General features: G+C 42.3%; 17 protein-coding genes. 11 read left to right on the top strand and 6 right to left on the bottom strand.

Annotated elements, in window-relative coordinates; genetic code table 11:
- Positions 1-382: 382 nt before the first annotated feature.
- The 7 genes from MN869_RS16005 (at position 383) to MN869_RS15975 (ending at position 5,518) form a co-directional block, all read left to right on the top strand.
- Positions 383-1,270 (top strand): VacJ family lipoprotein, encoded by an 888-nt coding sequence (locus MN869_RS16005; protein ID WP_004804518.1) that lies wholly within the window; start codon positions 383-385, stop codon positions 1,268-1,270.
- A 130-nt stretch (positions 1,271-1,400) separates the two neighbouring features.
- Positions 1,401-2,369, top strand: coding sequence for an RsbU family protein phosphatase GigA (gene gigA, locus MN869_RS16000; RefSeq protein WP_005207100.1), 969 nt, complete (start codon positions 1,401-1,403; stop codon positions 2,367-2,369).
- 102 nt (positions 2,370-2,471) lie between these two features.
- Positions 2,472-2,993, top strand: coding sequence for an anti-anti-sigma factor GigB (gigB, locus tag MN869_RS15995; protein ID WP_005207099.1), 522 nt, complete (start codon positions 2,472-2,474; stop codon positions 2,991-2,993).
- A 28-nt stretch (positions 2,994-3,021) separates the two neighbouring features.
- On the top strand, positions 3,022-3,846 hold the full coding sequence (locus MN869_RS15990; protein WP_033134669.1) for a carbon-nitrogen hydrolase family protein: 825 nt from the start codon (positions 3,022-3,024) through the stop codon (positions 3,844-3,846).
- 211 nt (positions 3,847-4,057) lie between these two features.
- Complete coding sequence (locus MN869_RS15985) at positions 4,058-4,420, top strand: DUF4951 domain-containing protein (protein WP_004804513.1); 363 nt, start codon at positions 4,058-4,060, stop codon at positions 4,418-4,420.
- A 138-nt stretch (positions 4,421-4,558) separates the two neighbouring features.
- Entirely contained in the window at positions 4,559-4,996 is a 438-nt protein-coding gene (locus MN869_RS15980) for a MarR family transcriptional regulator (RefSeq protein ID WP_005312319.1), read from the top strand.
- A gap of 87 nt (positions 4,997-5,083) precedes the next feature.
- A complete protein-coding gene (locus MN869_RS15975) occupies positions 5,084-5,518 on the top strand; it encodes an organic hydroperoxide resistance protein (protein WP_005207095.1) in 435 nt (144 codons plus the stop codon).
- A 61-nt stretch (positions 5,519-5,579) separates the two neighbouring features.
- Here MN869_RS15975 and gspE read toward each other — a convergent pair whose 3' ends face one another.
- Positions 5,580-7,070, bottom strand: coding sequence for a type II secretion system ATPase GspE (gene gspE / locus MN869_RS15970; RefSeq protein ID WP_005207094.1), 1,491 nt, complete (start codon positions 7,068-7,070; stop codon positions 5,580-5,582).
- Positions 7,071-7,163: 93 nt separating this feature from the next.
- Between gspE and MN869_RS15965 the strand changes: the two genes are divergently transcribed.
- Together MN869_RS15965 and MN869_RS15960 are read left to right on the top strand one after the other, a co-directional pair.
- Positions 7,164-7,985 (top strand): hypothetical protein, encoded by an 822-nt coding sequence (locus MN869_RS15965; protein WP_005207093.1) that lies wholly within the window; start codon positions 7,164-7,166, stop codon positions 7,983-7,985.
- A 9-nt stretch (positions 7,986-7,994) separates the two neighbouring features.
- On the top strand, positions 7,995-8,912 hold the full coding sequence (locus MN869_RS15960; RefSeq protein WP_004804508.1) for a mechanosensitive ion channel family protein: 918 nt from the start codon (positions 7,995-7,997) through the stop codon (positions 8,910-8,912).
- Here MN869_RS15960 and MN869_RS15955 read toward each other — a convergent pair.
- The gene (locus tag MN869_RS15955) at positions 8,909-11,776 is read right to left on the bottom strand and encodes a DUF2339 domain-containing protein (RefSeq protein WP_243308670.1); all 2,868 of its coding nucleotides are present in this window, start codon (positions 11,774-11,776) and stop codon (positions 8,909-8,911) included. The genes MN869_RS15960 and MN869_RS15955 overlap by 4 nt on opposite strands.
- A gap of 188 nt (positions 11,777-11,964) precedes the next feature.
- Between MN869_RS15955 and polA the strand changes: the two genes are divergently transcribed.
- Both polA and MN869_RS15945 read left to right on the top strand, forming a co-directional pair.
- Positions 11,965-14,730 (top strand): DNA polymerase I, encoded by a 2,766-nt coding sequence (polA, locus tag MN869_RS15950; protein ID WP_243308669.1) that lies wholly within the window; start codon positions 11,965-11,967, stop codon positions 14,728-14,730.
- Positions 14,731-14,857: 127 nt separating this feature from the next.
- The gene (locus MN869_RS15945; protein WP_243308667.1) at positions 14,858-15,988 is read left to right on the top strand and encodes an acyltransferase; all 1,131 of its coding nucleotides are present in this window, start codon (positions 14,858-14,860) and stop codon (positions 15,986-15,988) included.
- A 44-nt stretch (positions 15,989-16,032) separates the two neighbouring features.
- On the opposite strand, the gene MN869_RS15940 is transcribed toward MN869_RS15945, so the two are convergent.
- Genes MN869_RS15940 through MN869_RS15925 form a run of 4 tightly spaced genes read right to left on the bottom strand, consistent with a single transcriptional unit; the run spans position 16,033 to position 19,614 of the window.
- Complete coding sequence (locus MN869_RS15940; RefSeq protein WP_171553382.1) at positions 16,033-16,602, bottom strand: YggT family protein; 570 nt, start codon at positions 16,600-16,602, stop codon at positions 16,033-16,035.
- A gap of 16 nt (positions 16,603-16,618) precedes the next feature.
- On the bottom strand, positions 16,619-17,458 hold the full coding sequence (gene proC, locus MN869_RS15935) for a pyrroline-5-carboxylate reductase (RefSeq protein ID WP_171553383.1): 840 nt from the start codon (positions 17,456-17,458) through the stop codon (positions 16,619-16,621).
- A gap of 3 nt (positions 17,459-17,461) precedes the next feature.
- On the bottom strand, positions 17,462-18,853 hold the full coding sequence (gene tilS / locus MN869_RS15930; RefSeq protein ID WP_279324155.1) for a tRNA lysidine(34) synthetase TilS: 1,392 nt from the start codon (positions 18,851-18,853) through the stop codon (positions 17,462-17,464).
- On the bottom strand, positions 18,790-19,614 hold the full coding sequence (locus MN869_RS15925; RefSeq protein ID WP_243308660.1) for an acetyl-CoA carboxylase carboxyltransferase subunit alpha: 825 nt from the start codon (positions 19,612-19,614) through the stop codon (positions 18,790-18,792). Before MN869_RS15925 ends, tilS begins: the two co-directional genes overlap by 64 nt.
- Positions 19,615-19,631: the final 17 nt, after the last annotated feature.

The following is a 19,631-nucleotide window of genomic DNA, read 5'->3' as shown; positions in this document are numbered from 1 at the left end:
ATCATCAAGCTAGGTCGGCTATATTACTCTCAATTTCTTAAAAGTCAACAGGTAATTTAGATATTTAGCAAACTTATCAATCAACTCAAGAATCTAACCTTTCTAGCCAAATCCTTGTTTCTCAACAAGTTTTTATCTGCATCACCGCCGATGGATGTGCATTCTACAGCATTTCACATCCAACACAACCCCATTTTCATTCTTTTTTATTCGAGTGAACATTTTTAAACCAAAATCACAATTTTTCTTATATTTTTCGATCGAATTTGTTTTAATAATAGGAGAACAACTAAACTATATGCTCATCTTTATGTTGCGCGTTCTATGACGCAATCATTTTAATGGCTGTATTATTTCGCTCTAACAGCGATTAAGGACTTATATGCATTACTCAAATTTTATCTTGCTTGGGTTGTTAACTGCTGGAGCATGTTCATCAGTAGTCGCACAAGACACTCCCAGCGATTCAGCCAATCAAGCTAATGCTGTAACAAGCCAAGTCACTGCTGAGCAAAAAACCTCTACGATTCAAGCCATCAAAGATTTAAAACATCTGACCAAAGATGACTTAAAAGTAAATGCGAATGCAGCACAACCTGATTCTGTTAAAGACCCTCTACAACCATTGAATCGCCAAGTCTATGCATTCAATGACATGTTAGACCGTAACTTATTAAAGCCTATTGCAATTCAATATGTTGCTAAAGTGCCAGAACCTGTGCGTAGTCCTTATCGCCAATTTCGCAAAAACTTAGGTGAACCTTGGAATGCAGTTAACCAGTTAATGCAAGGTCGCCCAACGCGCGCCGCAAAAACTTTAGGCCGTTTTACAGTGAATACTTTAACGACTTTGGGTTTTGCTGATCCAGCACGTCGTTTGGGTTTAAGCACTGAAGAGGAAAGTTTTGGTGTGACTCTAGGCTATTATGGTGTTCCCTCTGGTCCTTATGTGATGTTGCCTTTCTTTGGCCCAAGTACCTTCCGTGATGGTTTTGGTTTAGCCGCCGATAGCTATGGTCGTCCACAAAAATACTTACTAGATGATCATGAAGGTATTTATTGGTCAACCAATGTATTACAGGCAGTTGATGCACGTTCTCAAATTCTTGATATTGAAGAAAGTCTAAAGGGTGACAAGTACGCAATGATTCGAGATTTCTATTTACAACGTAAAGCTTTCCAGATTGCAGAAAAGCGTGGCGACTCAAATGATGTTTCTTTCATTAGCGATGAAGATGACATTGATGACAGCTCTTCCCATGAAAAATGATTAATTTAAAATAATGTTTTACAAACTTATGTATTGCCAGAGAATTTAAACTCTGGCAATACTATATCCAAGGTCATCTTTCATCTATGATGAATTTTAAATGATCATACAAAGGATTGGCTATTCATCTATGTATTTCATACAACCCACGCGTTCCGTACCTTGTTTAGATCAAGCTTTAACTGAGTTACCGAGTTTGCAGATCATTCAAATTGATGACTTGGATTTGTATGATCAAACCATCATTGCAATTGCCGATGTACAAGACTTTTTAAAATATCAGTGGAAACTCCCAACAATTGTACTTGCATTTGAACATGAAGGCACAGCGTTAGCACAAGCATGGGAACAAGGTGCATTAGCAGGTTGGATTTGGGATAGTTTGCCAAAAAATCCGATTCATTCTTTGTTTAAAATAGATGCTCAATACAAACGTAATCAAGATAGTCGAGATTTACCCTCTGCTGCCGAATTACAAAAGCGTCTTTTACCGAACCCAATCGAATTACCAAACTATCAGTTTGAATCCCTTTTTCAACCGTCTGCTTATTTATCTGGGGATTGGTATGATTATTGGCGTTTAAATGATGAAGAAGTATTGTTCTATCTGGCTGATGTTTCAGGACATGGCGTCACCAGCAGCTTATTAACCTCGTGGATGGCAGCCTTTCATGGCCGTTCAAAAACACCAAGCCAATTGATTCAAAAGCTGAATGCGATGTTGGTACAAGAGAATATTGAAAAACACATTACCATGGTGGCTGGGATCTTAAATTTAGTCACCCATGAAGTGCGTTGGTCAAGTGCAGGACATTACCCTCCCCCCATTATTTTTGAACCGAATCAACCGCCTCAGATTCTAACGACCAGCAGCTTTCCACTTGGCCTGACTGAAGAGCTTGAAGTCGAAGAACACCACTGTAAATTAAGTCGTCATGCGCGGTTCATTTTATGCTCTGATGGTGCCTTGGAACCATTTGATGGTGGTCTGAACGATCAGTTTAATCAATTGGTCGAACATCTTCAAAATGACTCATTCAAAGCCCCTGAACATGTAGCAGATGACATTGCAATTTTGAGCATATGTCGAATGAATTAATATTAAAATCAATATCTTAATTAAATCACACCCTCCAACCACTTGTGTCTCCAATATCACTATGGGATAATTTCATATCCTTTCTCTGAAAATGGCATTTATATGTCAACAGGTCATGTTGAATATGCAAGTTTGAACGGAACGCATATTTTCAAGCTTATTGGCGAAGTGCGTGCTCACTCTTGTATAAGTCTAGACAAACTACTCAATCGAATTGAACAACAGCAAAATGTTGTTGGTGCAATCGTTGACTTAACCGAAACCACGTTTATTGACAGTACTGTTTTAGGTATATTGGCAAAACTAGGTTTAAAGCTTAAGCAAGTTCATCACATACAAGCCGTTATGCTCTCGACAAATCCAGATATTACGACCTTAGCCAATAGCATGGGGCTTGGGCAAGTATTTGTGATTTTAAACTACTGTGGCGATCCAAGTGTATGTACATTGGAGCTTACAGAAGAGCAAGTGACGCACAGCGCAATGCTCAACACTGTGCTCGATGCACACAAAACACTGATGCACTTGAACGAAAACAACCAAAATATGTTTGAACCATTGGTTAAGCAATTGCAAAAAGAGCAAGATTGCTTAAATCTCGACGTACAAAAACAAAACGCTTGATCGTTAAACTCAGTATCGTGATCTCCCTATGACCTTACTTTCTGTTGCACAGATGAATTCTCAAAATGACATTGAAGCAAACTTCGATGTCATCGAATCATTACTTCAACAAAGTAAGGCTCAAGGTGCTGAGCTGATTGTTTTCCCCGAGAATTTTGTTTGCTTTGCTGCGGGTAAGCAACGCGAAACCGCAGCACAATTCGAAGCAATTCAAGCACGCCTAGAACAGTTATCGCATCGTTATCAAATCTGGATTGTTGCAGGTACACTCCCATGCCCTTTCCGTCCAGATGGTTCGGTGATTCAAGATGGTCGCGTTCGCACGGTCAGCTTATGTATTAGTCCTGAAGGGACTGAAGCACGTTATGACAAAATCCACCTGTTTGATGTACAAGTCGGCGATGCTGTAGGTGGTTATCAGGAATCTAAATTCTTTGAACCTGGCGATCAAGTTGTGGTTGCCAAAACGCCTTTTGGCAATATCGGACTTATGGTCTGCTATGACTTACGCTTTCCTGAACTTGCTTTAACTTTACGTCAGCAAGGTGCCAATATCTTAACGGCCCCAGCTGCATTTACCTATACGACAGGCCAGCTCCACTGGCAATTATTGCTACAAGCACGGGCCATGGATAGTCAGTGTTATGTTTTAGGTGCTGCACAACAAGGTTGGCATGGTGAACAACGTCAAACTTGGGGACATGCCGGTATTACAGATAGCCGCGGCCAATTGCTGCAAAGCATTGAAACTGAAGGACACGGCCTAATCGCTAGTGAATTTGATCTTAAGACACAAAACACACTTCGCCTTGCAATGCCGTTAATGCAGCATCGTAAGATTATTGCCTATTAACTCCCTCTTCATCTTTACACCACTTTCAACACACTGCTGTACAAAATACAAGCACACAAGATCAATCTGACTGCAATGATCAACTTTTATAAATGCCTGATCTATAGAATCATGATTTAATACAAATTATTAATCATAGTAGAACAAAGTCAGCCAATTTTGGGCTAGCTATGATGTAACATCATCCGTTAATTCTTATTAAGCTTTATTCATGTTTAGATTGATTGTTATTTTCTTTTTTTTGGGGACCGCTGTACAACTTCACGCGACATCTGTGGATGTAGATGGTGATGAATCAACTCAATCATCTCGTGTTTTGTCTACGCCACAAAACTTATCGCTGAATGCTTTTGGGCAATGGATCATTGGCTGGGGAACAGGTGCTGAAGGTGCAAGGCAGAGATTAGACAATATTCAACGTGAAGACGTTATGGTCATTAAACAAAAAGGCACAACCTTAGAAATGATCAAAGCATGGCAGCAACATTTTGAACTTGAAGCTCAGAATAATCTCAATAACCCCACCGCACGCTACCGAGCAAGATTGATGAAAAAAATTGCTGAGCTTTGGTAATTGGCAATTTAAGTAAGCGATAGAAAGCATAAGTTTTTACAGCTTGTGCTTTTTTCATTTGAATTGATACTGAAACTACTTAGGTAATCGATTAGACCAAGATATACTGCATCTATTCAATTATTATTTGAGGGCTGCATGGGCGAAGAGCATCCGCAACTGTTATTAGACAATCAGTTATGTTTTCTGATTTATTCGACCAATCTCGCATTGAATCAGGTTTATCGCCAATTACTCGCACCACTTGGCTTAACCTATCCACAATATCTGGTGATGTTGGTGCTATGGGAAAAAGATCAGCTCTCTGTCTCAGAGATTGGTGAACGACTATTTTTAGAATCATCTACACTTACGCCATTACTAAAAAAACTTGAAGCAGCTGACTTAATTACTCGTCAACGCTCAAGTAAAGATGAACGACAAGTGATTATTACCCTGACCCCACAAGGGCAAGCTTTACAATTACAAGCGATTGATATTCCAAATCAACTGGCTCAAGCCGCATCCTGTTCACCAACAGCATTATTGGCACTAAAAGATCAGCTTTCAGAACTTCGCACACATCTAAACAAATAAGTTTAAAATTTACACAACAGCAACTTGTTTTTTAATTTATATCGTGTACGATTTAATTGTATTCAATATTATTTAGGAATAATAATCATGTCTTTAGAAAAAGTGGTTTATCGTGCGAAAGCAAAAGCAACAGGTGGTCGTGATGGTCGTGCAACGTCCTCTGACGGTGTTTTAGATGTGCAATTAGGGGTGCCAAAAGAAATGGGCGGTGCAGGTGGCGCAGTCACTAATCCAGAACAATTGTTTGCTGCTGGCTATTCTGCATGTTTCTTAGGTGCAATGAAGTTTGTAGCGAATCGCGATAAATTTAAAATTAGCAAAGATGCCTATGTTGAAGGTGAAGTCGGCATTGGTCCGATTCCAAATGGTTTTGGTATTGAAGTGACCTTGAATGTGTATTTAATTGGAATGGAACAAGCAGAAGCAGAGCAATTGGTTGCGGCTGCACATATCGTTTGCCCTTATTCAAATGCAACACGTAACAATATCGACGTTACTTTCAATATCGTGACGACTGCATAATCCGAATACTCAAACAAAAACAGCATGGTTAGACCATGCTGTTTTTTATTCGTGAATCGATTTATTCTTCCGCAGCTTCATTGGTGACACGAAGTACTTCTTCTAATGTGGTTTTTCCAGCCAATACTTTAAGTAAACCATCATCACGAATCGATGCAGCATGACGACGTGCATAATTTTCCAATTCATACTCAGCGGCATTGCCATGAATCAAACGGCGCATCGATTCATCGACTGGTACAATTTCATAAATTGCGGTTCGCCCACTAAACCCAACGTGTGAACATTTTTCACAACCATGTGGTTCCGGCAATTCCATATGTTCATCAACTTTGAGATGCTGAAATACTTGTCGCTCGAAATCATCAGCCTTACGCCAAGTCACACAATGCGGACATAAAGTACGAACCAGACGCTGCGCAATCACCCCAATCAGTGAACTAGCAAGTAAGAATGGTTCAATTCCCATATCTTTAAGACGCGTTACTGCACCAATTGCCGTATTAGTATGCAGTGTGGATAACACCAAGTGACCCGTTAAAGAGGCTTGTACTGCAATTTCCGCAGTTTCCAAATCACGAATCTCTCCGACCATCACCACATCTGGATCTTGACGCAACATCGCTTTTAACGCACGCGCAAAGGTCATATCCACTTTGGTATTGACCTGTGTTTGGCCAATACCTTCCAATTGATATTCAATCGGATCTTCGGCAGTCAAAATATTACGCGTATGGTCATTCAAATCTGACAATGCTGCATACAAGGTGGTGGTTTTACCTGAACCCGTTGGACCTGTCACCAAGATAATGCCATGTGGTCGATGAACCAGTTGCGTTAAACGATCATAGTCATTTTGCATCAAGCCCAAATGCGTCATGTTCAAGCGTCCGGCTTGCTTGTCCAGCAAACGCATGACCACACGTTCGCCATGCGAAGACGGTAAAGTTGAGACACGCACATCTACTTCACGCCCTGCGAGACGTAATGAAATACGACCATCTTGTGGTACACGCTTTTCCGCAATATCCAGTTTCGCCATGACTTTAATACGTGATACCAACAACGGCGCTAATTCACGGCGTGGCTGAACAATTTCACGTAGTTGACCATCGACACGTAATCGTACAGAAAGCTTTTTCTCAAAAGCTTCGATATGAATATCAGAGGCACTGACACGAATCGCTTCGGACAATAAAGCATTGATTAGACGCACGATCGGTGCATCATCTTCCTGATCCATCAAGTCTTCAGCTTCAGGTACTTGATCCGCCAAACTCAATAAATCTGGATGGTCTTCTAGGCCTGCCGCAACTTGTTGCGACTCGCCAGTATCCCCTGCATAGCTAGAACTCAGTAAGGCATGAAACTCTTGATCGGTACACAATTGATCGTGAGCTGTTTTCCCCAAAATTCGACGAGCTTCCTGCAAAGCAATACGCGCGGTGTCCTTGCGTCGTACAATAAAAACTTGATCGCCTTCATAACGTAACAAAACGCCATGTCGTTTAGCGAAACTATAAGGAATTTGTATTTGTTTAAGTATTTGCATCACACAAATAATGATAAAAGAAAGCAGTGAGTGTACTCTAAGCAGATTACAGCGTGAAGTCTGTTTAGCATACTCACACAGGAATTTTGCATCTTGTCTCAAAATAATCAATATCAAGCTCCCCATTCTGACGCTCTGAAATGGTGGGGCGAACAACAATTCGAAATTCAACAGGCCAAAGCGTGGCAATTCGGTTCATTGCTCTTTCGTCTCACCCGCGGCATCAAAGAATGGCGTTTGGAATATCATCGCCCTCAATTTCAGTATGACTATGAGCAGCAGTGGCGAATATTGAATGATATTGAATTTGCCATGCCGCCTCCGGCAAAAATCGAACGCTATATGTTCCACAAGACCAATGGCAGCTTTCATTTGATGCCTCGGTTGGCGGATCGCTCAGTGGTGATTCGACCTGTTGACCCGATTTATATTCCTGCGGGTCAGCGTGGCACCCTGTATATCAGTACCCCCTTGTGGATTGCGGGTTTGGTTGACGGTCTTTCTGAACCTCTATTTGATATTCCCGTGATTCAACCGAAAGATACTTGGTTTGGTAAAGACCCACAAAATGGTGAGATTTGCTACGCGACCTCTGTAGATGGTCGTATTGATTTGAATCTCCTCAAACCGCGTGCTTTCCGTGCGGTGACCCCGATTGAATTCCACAACACCAGTCACCATCAACTGCGTTTTGATCGCATGAATGTACCCGTCCCTGCACTGCCATTATTTTATAGCGAAAGTACAGGCCGTTTATGGACGTCTCAAATTAAAGTCTATTATGAGGGTACTGATCATCCAGCGCGTATTCGTATTGAAAATAAGACCCCAACCCAAGCGGGTGAAGTCACCTATGTGCATCCCCCTCGTGCACCAGGCAGTACTTTATTCAATATGTTTGATTCATTTTTTTAAGGGGTCGCGATGCCAAATTCGAATATTCCCAAAGATGTTGCCGGCAGCCTAACCAGTGTTTTCACCAACATTAACTTTGAGCGACTCAGTGAAATCGTGGTCGCCATTATTTTATGTTTTATCGGCTTCCTGATTGCACGTTTGGTTTCAAATGCCTTTATTCGCACGGTAGGTAGCCGCTTTAATGCGCATCAGCGTTTGTTATGGCGTCGGGGTATTTTTTACTTCATCTTCTTGCTATTCATTATGACCAGCCTCAGAGAAGCTGGTTTTAAACTCAGCGTATTTTTAGGTGCTGCTGGGATATTAACTGTCGCGCTCGGTTTCGCCTCTCAAACCTCTGCCAGTAACTTGATTAGTGGCTTGTTTTTGATTGGTGAAGGCTCTTTTGAAGTCGGTGACACCATTCAAATCACCTTAATTCGAGGTCAAACCATCGAAGGTGAAGTGATTTCGATTGATCTACTCTCAGTTAAACTTTTGACGCTGGATAATGTTTATATTCGTTTGCCGAATGAACAACTGATCCGAACCCCTGTGATGAACTTATCCAAATACCCGATACGGCGTATTCCAATCACCTTGGCGATTAACTTTCACGAAGACATTATTAAAGTGCGACATGTGCTGTTAGACGTTGCAGCCAAATATCCGCTGGTGATGGATGATCCTAAAGCCACGGTCACAGTGACGGCGTTTAGAGAATCTTCTATTGAACTGTTATTTGCGGTGTGGTGTCGTCAGGAAAACTCGCTCAAAGTACGCGATGAAATGCAGGAACGCATTCGTAATGGCTTCTTGGAAAATGAGATCGAGATTCCTGTACCGAAGATGGGCCTGATTGACCGACCTCTTCCCTTAGAAAATGACGAAGTTGATCAATATGCCAATCAAAAAGAACTCAAAAAAGAACAGAAAGAGAGTTAACTCTCTTTCTGAGTCTGTTCTATCGCAGGGGGTAAAGGTGCTAGATAAGCAATGACCAACATTACAGCCCCCGAACCAATAAAAGAAATCACACGGGTTAAAGTGCCACTTTGCGATAAATCCAATAACAACAGTTTCGTTACCACAATGCCTAACAAAGCTGCACCGACAAACCAAATTTGTCGGATGTGGCGGCGGCTGGAAAAAGTCATTAGAACAAAAGCTAAAATAACCCACAATAGTGTCAAACTGAGTTGAACATCACCATTCGACCAAATTGCTGTCCCCCAGAATGGTGTGCCCAAATAATGATGCATAGCACGCACCACCACACTACTCAGCACCAATAGGCCAATCAAAATGGTGGTAACTTTAAAGCCCCATTCCATCGAGCGTTCTGCACTAAAGTCATGCTGATATATCGTCCAGATCAGACCTGCAAACACCAGTAAAGACAAAAGATCGGTAGGATTGATTAACGGTAAAGCATAATACTGTTCAGCCGAATACGGATCTAGACTAATCAGCAATAACCAAAACAGGCTTAAGCCCCATACAGGTAATTGATGTAATAACTGTGTTTTATGCGATCGTAATAACCAAACAGCATAAATCACAGGGATCAACGCAAGCGCTGCAATCGGCATGATTGGGAAAATGGCCAAACCGATACTGGCAAGACTCAACCACAGCAACGTCGCCCAAATCACCGTATAGACGCTAGACTTGCTCAAATTCAAGCTGATCAGCAGCAAGGACAATAAGCTCGCAGCGACAGCAAAGCCAACCTGATTTAAGGTGCTCGGCCAATGTCCTGTTGAGTAAACCTCTACAGCAAAAGTTTCCCCGTACAGTAAGAATAACAACACCGCCACCAAAATCAGCTGTAGATTGCCCCACTGCAAACGTGATTTAACATACACAGCCAGACTAAACAATGCCAATAATATTGCATCAATCGCGAGATAAGGGCTCAGCCCATGTTGTTGCCATTGCATCCATTCAACAGCAGCAATCGCGCCTGAATACAAACCGAGTGCCAGAAAAACCCCACTCAACATACGGGCACTGAAATACTTCTCGACTTCTTGATAATGCAATAAGTAAAAAGCAGAAATAAATTGAGCAAGCGCAAAAATCGCGGTACTTAAAATTGGGAAATGATCGTTTGACCACACTTGGAACAGCAGCGCCACTGAACTTAATAATACCAATGCCACGCCAACATAACGGCTTAAACGATATCGCTCGGTCACGCCCCAAACAATCAGTGCAGTTCCCTGAATCACCCAACCTGTTGACGTCCAATGTGCTCCTTTGGCCAGCGGGAAAATCAACGCAACGAAGACCACAGCAAGAATAAAGAAACTTTTAGCCAAAATTGATAATTGTGGATGCTGGCGTTTAATCCAGATATTTAAACTGATATACACAATCGCGAGTGCAACCGCTCCCCAAGTGAGTGCTGAGGTCGAGTTATGCATTAAATAAGCATGTAGCGAAAAGCCCAGTACAGGAACACTAAAAATCAGGCCTACATCTAAAATCGGTTGTAAACGCTCAGATGCCTGAGCTGTTTGTTGCTGCGCATTTTGAGCACGTAACATCAATTGGCTATAACGAATACTCAGCCAGATAAATAGCGCTATATGTAGCCAGAGAATGATATCTAGCGTATTAAACTGCGAGGTTTTTGCATAAATCCCGATCGTCGAACCACCAATAAACATGGTGGCGAAGAAAGCAATTTGATGCAGAATTTTCCAGGGTTGAATAAAATTCAACGCAGCCACGGCTAAGTTAATGACAAAATAATAACTAAATAAGAAAATCACATCAGGATGATTTTGTGGAATGACCAGCGGAGCCAGATAGGCCATGGTTAAAGCCAACATCGCCAAATACAAGGCTTGTTGCTTTAAACTTAAGTAAACGGTCGCCAATAATAAAATGACAAACAGAATACTAGCGGTACTTAAGCTGGCAATGACGGCGAAATGATGCGAGAAGATCAGGGTTAAAAAAACTACCGCTAAACCGACGCCTTGTAGAGCCACTGCAAATAATTGATTTTTCTTTTGCAGTAAATATCCTGCAACAGTTGTGGCTACGCCCGCAATCGCAATAAAACCCAGTTTCACACCTAAGCTGAGTTGCCAATGTTCACTGGCAAAACGTAAGAGTAAAATCACACCGACCATTAATATGGCAACAGCAACACGGAGAATGGGATTACCATGTATCATCCAGTCCAATGCAGGCTGCCACCAAGCAGGTTGTTTGGATTCAGAAGAATGAGCAGCGGAAGTAGCGTTCTGAAGTATTGGACTTTGAACTGATTCAGGTCGAGCCTGCATCCAAGCTGGCTGCTGCTGTTCCACAATTGCAGAGTTTGAAGCTGTCGTTTCATCCCATTCAGCAGATTGAGCAATATTTGGCGTCTGTTGTTGTGGCTGAATTAAAATATCTGGATTGAGTGATTGTGTTGCAACCTGCTCTAAATGCAGCAATCGGGTTTGAAAAGCACTGATGGTTTGGATCAAACACAACAACAATACCAATAAAGCGCCACCTGCGAGCCAGATCCAAGTATTGGCATAGGCAAATAAGGCGACGAGTGCCGCGGCATATATCACAATTTTTTGTACGCCAATACCAGCCCCTAATGCAGAATAGCTCGGTGCAGCTTGCTCTAGTTGCAGCAAACGCTGATGAATTTCAGACAGAACGTGCACAATAACAACGGTCAATCCAATCCCAGCAGCAACAATTGTCCCTTGCCACTTCAATACAATTGCAGCCGCAAGCAATACAGCCAAGGCAATTAATACAACGATGAGTCCCTGTTTGTCTTTTTTATACATAGACTTATATCAATTATGACAGCTTCATTGCGGCTATCTTACTTGATCACTAGATAGGCAGGTATTGTTACATACAAAATACTGCAAATTTTAAACGACATAAGCAGCCGCTCTCCGTCCAGTTCAGATAAGACAGCCACCACTTTTTCACGTAAAATACCGAGTAATTTATAATTAGGATTTGCGCAATGCCACCTTTTGTCTTGGTAGACGGGTCTTATTTCTTATTTCGTGCTTTTCACGCCTTACCCCCATTAACCACGTCGACTGGCTTACATACCAATGCCATTCGAGGTGCAATCTCAGCGATCCAAAAACTGATGCGTCGCACTCAGCCTACCCATATGGCTGTGATTTTTGATACGCCAGAACCAACCTTCCGTCATAAATTATCGCCAATCTACAAAGGCGATCGTCCAAGCATGCCTGAGGAGTTATCTCAACAGATTCCTTATTTACATGCATTGATCAAAGCGCAAGGGATTCCTTTGTATTTTCTCGCAGGTGCAGAAGCGGATGACATTATTGGGACTTTAACCAAACGTGCCTTGGCAGAAGGTCATCACGTCCTCATCTCGACGGGCGACAAAGACATGGCGCAGTTGGTCAATGAACATGTCAAACTGGAAGACAGCTTTAAAGAACGTGTTTTAGATGAAGCAGGTGTTTTTGAAAAGTTCGGTGTACATCCAAATCAAATTATCGATTACCTCACCCTGATGGGCGATGCGTCTGACGGCATCATGGGCGTTCCAGGTGTTGGCGCAAAAACAGCGGCAAAGCTGCTGAATGAATACGGCACATTAAACAATATTATTGCCAATGCTGATCAGCTTAAAGGCAAACTCAGCCAGAATATTAAAGATAATGTAGACAACATCAAAGTTGACCATCAACTTGCCAGCATTGTCTGTGATCTTGATCTTGCCTTAGATTGGCATGACCTCAAACTCGCCAATCCTAATGTGGATCAACTCCGTGAGCTCTATACTGAATTAGAATTTCGTAACCAATTACAATCCTTAGACCATCCCAACAATCCCAATAGTTCTGCTTATCAACAAACCTCGCAAAGTATTGCCAAAGCTGAACTAAAAGCAGAACCCGTGGTTACCGAAGATCATGCCAATCTGTCTAGCCAAGATGATCAACTCGGTAATGCGACTTATCATACGGTGCTTAGCCAACAAGATTGGGATGCTTTATTGCAACGTATGCAGCAAGCCGATCATTTTGCGATTGATACAGAAACCACCAACCTCGATTATCGTGTGGCTGAATTGGTCGGTTTCTCGGTCGCATTTGATGCTAAGGACGCTTATTACGTTCCTGTTGCACATGATTATGAAGGTGCACCTGAGCAACTGAATCGAGAACAGCTGCTCGCTCAAATCAAACCGATTCTTGAAAATGAACAAGTACGGAAAATTGGTCATCACCTTAAATATGATGCGCATATCTTTGCCAATCACGGTATTACCATTCAAGGTTGGTATTTCGATACTATGCTTGCTTCATATGTATTGAATGCTGCGGCAACGCGACATGGTATGGATGATGTGGCACGTCTCTATCTCAGCCATTTGACCACGACTTTTGAACAAATCGCAGGTAAAGGTGCAAAGCAAAAAACCTTTAATCAAATTGAGCTTGAAGTTGCAGCACATTATGCCGCTGAAGATGCGCATGTCACTTATCGCTTGTATGAAGTACTCGCTGCAAAATTAAAAAGCTCTCCTGAACTGGTCAATATTCTACATAACATTGAAATGCCGGTTGCCCGTGTCCTCACAGGAATGGAAGAAGATGGCATTAAACTCGACCATCAATTCCTCGATCAGCTCAGTGTTGAATTTTCAGAAACGATCCAAACGCTGGAAGCTCAAGCAGCAGAACTGGCAGGCGAAGCCTTTAATGTTGCCTCACCAAAGCAAGTTGGTGAAGTCCTGTTTGAAAAGCTAGGACTCAAAGGTGGTAAGAAAACTGCAACAGGTCAATACAGTACCAGCGAAAGTATTTTAGAGAAAATCGAACATCCATTGGCTGAAGTCATTTTGGAACATCGTGGCTTGGCAAAACTCAAAAATACTTATACTGATCGCCTGATTGAACAATCGCATGATACGACACATCGTGTGCATACCAGCTATCATCAAGCCTTAACTGCAACAGGTCGTTTGTCTTCAACCGATCCAAACCTACAGAACATTCCAATTCGTACCCCGATTGGGCGTCAAATTCGTAAAGCCTTTATCGCACCTGAAGGTCGCGTATTATTGGCAGCGGATTACTCGCAAATCGAATTGCGTTTGATGGCACATTTCTCTCAAGACGATGCGCTAGTGCATGCCTTCCAGCAAGGTCAGGATGTACACCGTCGTACCGCTTCTGAGGTACTGGGCATTGATATTGAGGATGTGACCAACGACCAACGTCGCCAAGCCAAAGCGGTCAACTTTGGTCTGCTCTATGGGATGTCTGAATTTGGTTTAACCCGTCAGCTCGGCTTTAGCCGTGAAGAATCGCGGAGCTATATCGCCCGTTACTTCCAGCGTTATCCGGGCGTATTGGATTATATGGAACGTACGCGTCAGATTGCACGTGAACAAGGCTTCGTGGAAACCATTTTAGGTCGTCGTTTATATACACCCGACATTATGGCCAGCAATAAAATGATCAAACAAGCCGCTGAACGTGCAGCAATCAATGCGCCATTACAAGGTAGTGCGGCAGATATTATTAAACTTGCCATGATTGCAGTCGATAAAATGCTACCTAAAGATCAAGCCAAGCTCTTGCTACAGGTGCACGATGAATTGGTATTCGAGGCTGATGCCGCAATCGCAGATGAACTTTCAAAACAAATTGCTGAAGTGATGCAATCGGTATTAGAAATTTCAGTACCGTTTGTGGTTGAAGTTGGACAAGGTCCAAACTGGGATGCAGCACACTAACTCATTCGCATGCCACAAAAACAAAATGTTTCTTGCAGACAGGGGATAAACTCCCCTGCACTACAAGAAAACTGAAAATAAAGAATAGCTTATAAAAATTAATTCGTATAGGAGAAAGGAATGCAACATGTCCTTTAATCAAGTTAAATTTAACCGCTTTCACTCTATTGATTCATTACGTTGTATTTCAATCTTTTTGGTTTTACTGCATCACTTCAATATCCCTTATAAGCTCTTTGACACCTCGATCAATTTTCAGGTTTTTGGTGAAGACATCACCACACTATTCGCTCGAAATGGCAACTATGGGGTCACCATGTTCTTTGTGATCTCGGGCTATCTCATCACCTCACATACCATCAAACGCTGGGGTGCATTAAATCAAATCAATACGCGCGACTTTTACATTTCACGATTTGCTCGCATCATGCCCACCTTGATCTTGCTGATCTGTCTGGTTAATTTTTTAGCTGCATTTGAGCTAAAACCCTTTATGACGCAAGCCCCTAATGGCATTGTCGTGGCACAATCAACCGTCAATCTAGCAGCACTGACCTTTTGGATGAACATCCTGATTATCGAGAATGGCTGGGTCAACTATGCGCTTGGGGTGTTATGGTCTTTATCTGTAGAAGAGGTTTTCTATCTACTTTTTCCACTGACAGCACTGCTATTTAAGAAAAAACCCTACTTTCTATTTGTCTGTTTCGCACTGATTGTATTTGCACCTTATTTTAGATATTTACATTATGGTGAGGAAAGTGGCGCATACTTATATCATTACTTTTCTAGTTTTGATGGCATTGTTTTTGGCTGTATTGCGGCACTGATCGCACCGCAGCTGAAATTCCAAGCCAAAACTTGGTTAGTACTGAAATATATCGCGATTGCGACCATGTTCATCATTTACTTTTCAGCACCGATTAAACAAAACTGTGTTTGGGGCATTAGTCTATTTGCACTTGCAACCGCCACTCTGATTCTAGCAAACATTGCCAATGAACACGCCATCACGCAGACACAACGTTTCAAGTGGTTACAGGAGATTGGTAAGAATAGTTATGAAATTTATTTATTCCATCTGATTATTTTAGGCACTTTTAAGCTGTTTTATACGCCTGCATTGACTGAGGGCAATATTAAGCTGGTTTTATTGTTGATTTATTTTTTGCTTGCGATTGGGCTAGGTACTTTCATTGCACGCTATTTCTCCAATCCGTTAAATCGAGCAATCCGACAGCGCTGGATCAAGAAATAAAAAAAATGGGCCTTATGCCCATTTTTTTATTGAATCAGATTTGCTTAAAGACCAGTTAATAGCACTTTAGCCGCTTCATTCATCAGAATCTCAGCCACGTACAAAGCCAAGAACGCCAAGATTGGAGACAGGTCAATCATCCCCATGTTCGGCAATAAGCGACGGAATGGTGCAAGCAATGGTTCAGCCAATTCTTGAATCACTTCGATATAAGGTGAGCGTGACTGCGTAAACATCACCACCCAACTTAAAATGATCGTTGCAAAAATCAAATAACGGCAGAAACGAATCAAGTCCTGAATCATAGTCACAAATGTTGTGATCACCAGATACACCGCACTATGTGGCATCTGTCCAGATAAATACATCAAACCAAACATTTTCAGGAGATACAATATCACCAACAACGCAACTGCCGCTAAATTGACACGGCCCTTACCTGTCGTCGGGAAAATGCGGCTAAACAGATCGACAATCTTGGTGGCTTTCACAGTTGAAAGCACCACAGGATTGTATGGACTGACTGCCGCCAATTGCATTAAAAAACGGAAAAAGACCAATAAAATTGCAACATTGATCAAAACACCAAAAATTAGCGCAGAACTTGCACCCATAATTGTCTTATCCTACTTAAACCGATTTAGACTTGTCACTCAACTCTTGCGCAAGCTCTTGGCTACGCTTCTGAGCTGCTGCAAGCGCTGCTTGAATATTTTGTGAAATCTGCGCACGATCAAACACCTCTAAAGCTGCTTGGGTTGTGCCATTTGGAGAAGTCACATTTTTACGTAATTCTGCTGGAGAATTGGAGCTGGTAATCGCCATTTGCGCCGCGCCTAAGGCTGTCTGCAAAGTCAATGCCGTCGCCACTTTTTCATCGAGCCCTAAGTTTTTACCTGCACGGATCATACTCTCCATCAAATAGAAGAAGTATGCAGGACCCGAACCAGAGACTGCAGTTACTGCATCAATCTGGGCTTCACTCTCCACCCAAATCGTTAAACCAGTCGCCGCTAAAATTTGACTGGTTAACTCGCGATCTTGAGCATTGACCGCTTCTGATGCATAAATCCCATGTGCACCCGTTTGAACCAATGCAGGTGTATTTGGCATGACACGCACAACACGTTGACTGCCCCCAATTAAATCTGAAATTGTTTGAATTTCAGCACCCGCAATAATTGAGATCACCAGTTTATCTGACAATAAACCTTGTAATGGTTGTAATACCGTTGCCAACACTTGGGGTTTTACCGCCAATACCACCACATCTGCATGTTTCACAGCTTCAACATTATCGGTTGTGGTTTGAATGCCTTTTTCTTCTAATATGTGACGAATTTGCTCTACCGGATCAGAAACGGTAATGCGGGTTGTGGGTAAACCGCGAGAAAGCAGTCCACCAATCAAGGCTTGCGCCATGTTACCACCGCCAATAAAACAAATATTTTTATTCAATGCTGTCGCCATGTCCTACTCGTCATATGATAAAGACGGATGAAAAAAGTCATCACTGTCAGAAATTAAACTTGGTTGCCAACCGCCCTGCTCTAAATAATCAGATTGCGCCAACCAAAAACCCTTTGGGCTAAAAACCCCAAGCATAACATTATCTACGACTAATATTTGAATTGTATGACGTAACCAAGGCAAAATCTGTAGCTCTTGAATGGCTTTTTTCAGAGGCCAATGTCCAACACGACCATAAAGATGAATTTTTTCACCCCCCTGTCGTTTAAGCAACGTTAACTCTCGTCCTAAAAGCCGAGATGAAAGACCAATTTTTTGAGTTTCAATCTTAAATTGTCCAGCCGCAACATTGATGGTTTCGCCCAGATCAAACTGTTGTGACGAGGTATCTGGAAAGGAAAATAATTTTTCTGCGTACAACTCATCATGCGTTAAACGATATAACGTCTTCTGATAGCGAACGAAATAATGCTGATTGAGATGTAAAGTTGCCTGCGCATCTGGCTTTGCAAGAATCACTTCATTTTGCAAACGCTGCACCATATCATAACTCGGCCGATACTGATCCGAACCCTTCATCCAAGCAGATAACAATTGACGTTGTCGCGCAGCCGAGAGTTGCTGCAACTCGATCAGATCAAGTACACGCTCGGTCGCACATTGTTGCCAATCTATCTGTAACACGTCATCCAGTATTTCCGCAGCATCCTGCATCAAAGAACTGGTCCGTGCCACAGCTGCCTGCATTTTTGGGAAGCGTTTTTGTAAGACATCCCATAATTCTTCTCGACACCACGCCCGATCATAGTGTGTATCGTGATTGGTTGGGTCTGTCACATAGTCAAAATCAAGTTGCTGCGACCATTGTTCAATTTGCTCACGACTCACATCTAAAAATGGTCGCCAAATGGTCATGTCTTGACGAATATCAATTTGCTGCATCGCAGCCAAGCCATGCACACCGGCTCCAGAAAGCAAGCGTAATAATAGCGTTTCAGCCTGATCTTGCTGATGATGGGCTAAAACCAGAATTTCATTGGATTGTAAATGTTGTTGATAAGCTTGATAACGCGCTTGACGTGCTTGTTGCTCTAAGTTACCTGTCGCAACGTCTACTTGTTGAATAATACACGGGATATTTAAGGCATCTGACTGCTGCTGTACAACACGCCCCCATTCAGCATTCGCTGCTTGAAGTTGATGATCAACATAAATCGCACGGGTTTGGGTTGGAAAAAGCTCAGACATTAGAAACAGCAACAGCATGGAATCCATGCCACCGCTGCACCCAATCAAGAATTGAGTTTGTTCAGAAAAATGCGATGTTTGTGCTAAGACGCGATACCTAAATTGCTGCTGCCAAACTTCATTAAACGTTGATAACGTGCTTCGCATCGTGCTTGAGCATCCATCGGTTGCAATTCATCTAAAGCTTGTTTTAACACATCTTTCAAATCATGCATGACTTTTTCAGGTTGCAGATGCGCCCCTTCACCTTCGTTCACAACATATTCAACAATGCCTAATGCTTGAAGTTTATCTGCAGTTAGAGAAAGTGCTTCACTCGCTTGTGCTGCTTTATCTGCGGTTTTCCACAAAATAGATGCACAACCTTCAGGTGAAATCACAGAATAAATACTGTGTGACAGCATAATCACGCGATCGGCTACACCAATCCCGAGCGCACCACCTGAACCGCCTTCACCGAGGATTGTCGCAATAACAGGAACTTTTAAACTTGAAAGTTGTGCCAAGCTGGTTGCAATCGCTTCTGCTTGACCACGTTCTTCAGCTCCTACACCTGGGTATGCACCCATGGTATCGACGAAAGTAAATACAGGTAAATTGAAACGCTCAGCCATATCAAGTAAACGTTGTGATTTACGATATCCTTCTGGATTACACATCCCAAAGTTATGCTGTAGTTTTTCACGTGTGCTGCGACCACGATGTTGACCAACCACCATCACAGGTAGCCCGTCAAAACGCGCCAAACCACCGATCATGGCACCATCATCACCAAATAAACGGTCGCCATGAAGTGCATCAAATTCAGTAAAAATTTCACTGACATAATCTAGAAATTGCGGACGCTCAGGGTGTCGTGCAATTTGAACCGTAGCCCAAGCCTTGGACTGAGTCGCTTTATTTTTCATAAGTCAAGAATGGTCCA

This window comes from Acinetobacter sp. NIPH1876, assembly GCF_022808535.1.
In the GTDB taxonomy this organism is placed as follows: domain Bacteria; phylum Pseudomonadota; class Gammaproteobacteria; order Pseudomonadales; family Moraxellaceae; genus Acinetobacter; species Acinetobacter higginsii.
This window is presented reverse-complemented; position numbering and strand designations above follow the sequence as displayed.

What these genes read in the sequence shown, in the direction of transcription:
- MN869_RS15940 (WP_171553382.1), bottom strand. Translation starts at nt 16,602, where the DNA reads ATGGGTGCAAGTTCTGCGCTAATTTTTGGTGTTTTGATCAATGTTGCA.
- proC (WP_171553383.1), bottom strand. Translation starts at nt 17,458, where the DNA reads ATGGCGACAGCATTGAATAAAAATATTTGTTTTATTGGCGGTGGTAAC.
- tilS (WP_279324155.1), bottom strand. Translation starts at nt 18,853, where the DNA reads ATGCGAAGCACGTTATCAACGTTTAATGAAGTTTGGCAGCAGCAATTT.
- gspE (WP_005207094.1), bottom strand. Translation starts at nt 7,070, where the DNA reads ATGCAAATACTTAAACAAATACAAATTCCTTATAGTTTCGCTAAACGA.
- MN869_RS15945 (WP_243308667.1), top strand. Translation starts at nt 14,858, where the DNA reads ATGTCCTTTAATCAAGTTAAATTTAACCGCTTTCACTCTATTGATTCA.
- MN869_RS15985 (WP_004804513.1), top strand. Translation starts at nt 4,058, where the DNA reads ATGTTTAGATTGATTGTTATTTTCTTTTTTTTGGGGACCGCTGTACAA.
- MN869_RS15980 (WP_005312319.1), top strand. Translation starts at nt 4,559, where the DNA reads ATGGGCGAAGAGCATCCGCAACTGTTATTAGACAATCAGTTATGTTTT.
- MN869_RS15955 (WP_243308670.1), bottom strand. Translation starts at nt 11,776, where the DNA reads ATGTATAAAAAAGACAAACAGGGACTCATCGTTGTATTAATTGCCTTG.
- MN869_RS16005 (WP_004804518.1), top strand. Translation starts at nt 383, where the DNA reads ATGCATTACTCAAATTTTATCTTGCTTGGGTTGTTAACTGCTGGAGCA.
- MN869_RS15960 (WP_004804508.1), top strand. Translation starts at nt 7,995, where the DNA reads ATGCCAAATTCGAATATTCCCAAAGATGTTGCCGGCAGCCTAACCAGT.
- MN869_RS15990 (WP_033134669.1), top strand. Translation starts at nt 3,022, where the DNA reads ATGACCTTACTTTCTGTTGCACAGATGAATTCTCAAAATGACATTGAA.
- polA (WP_243308669.1), top strand. Translation starts at nt 11,965, where the DNA reads ATGCCACCTTTTGTCTTGGTAGACGGGTCTTATTTCTTATTTCGTGCT.
- gigA (WP_005207100.1), top strand. Translation starts at nt 1,401, where the DNA reads ATGTATTTCATACAACCCACGCGTTCCGTACCTTGTTTAGATCAAGCT.
- MN869_RS15925 (WP_243308660.1), bottom strand. Translation starts at nt 19,614, where the DNA reads ATGAAAAATAAAGCGACTCAGTCCAAGGCTTGGGCTACGGTTCAAATT.
- gigB (WP_005207099.1), top strand. Translation starts at nt 2,472, where the DNA reads ATGTCAACAGGTCATGTTGAATATGCAAGTTTGAACGGAACGCATATT.
- MN869_RS15975 (WP_005207095.1), top strand. Translation starts at nt 5,084, where the DNA reads ATGTCTTTAGAAAAAGTGGTTTATCGTGCGAAAGCAAAAGCAACAGGT.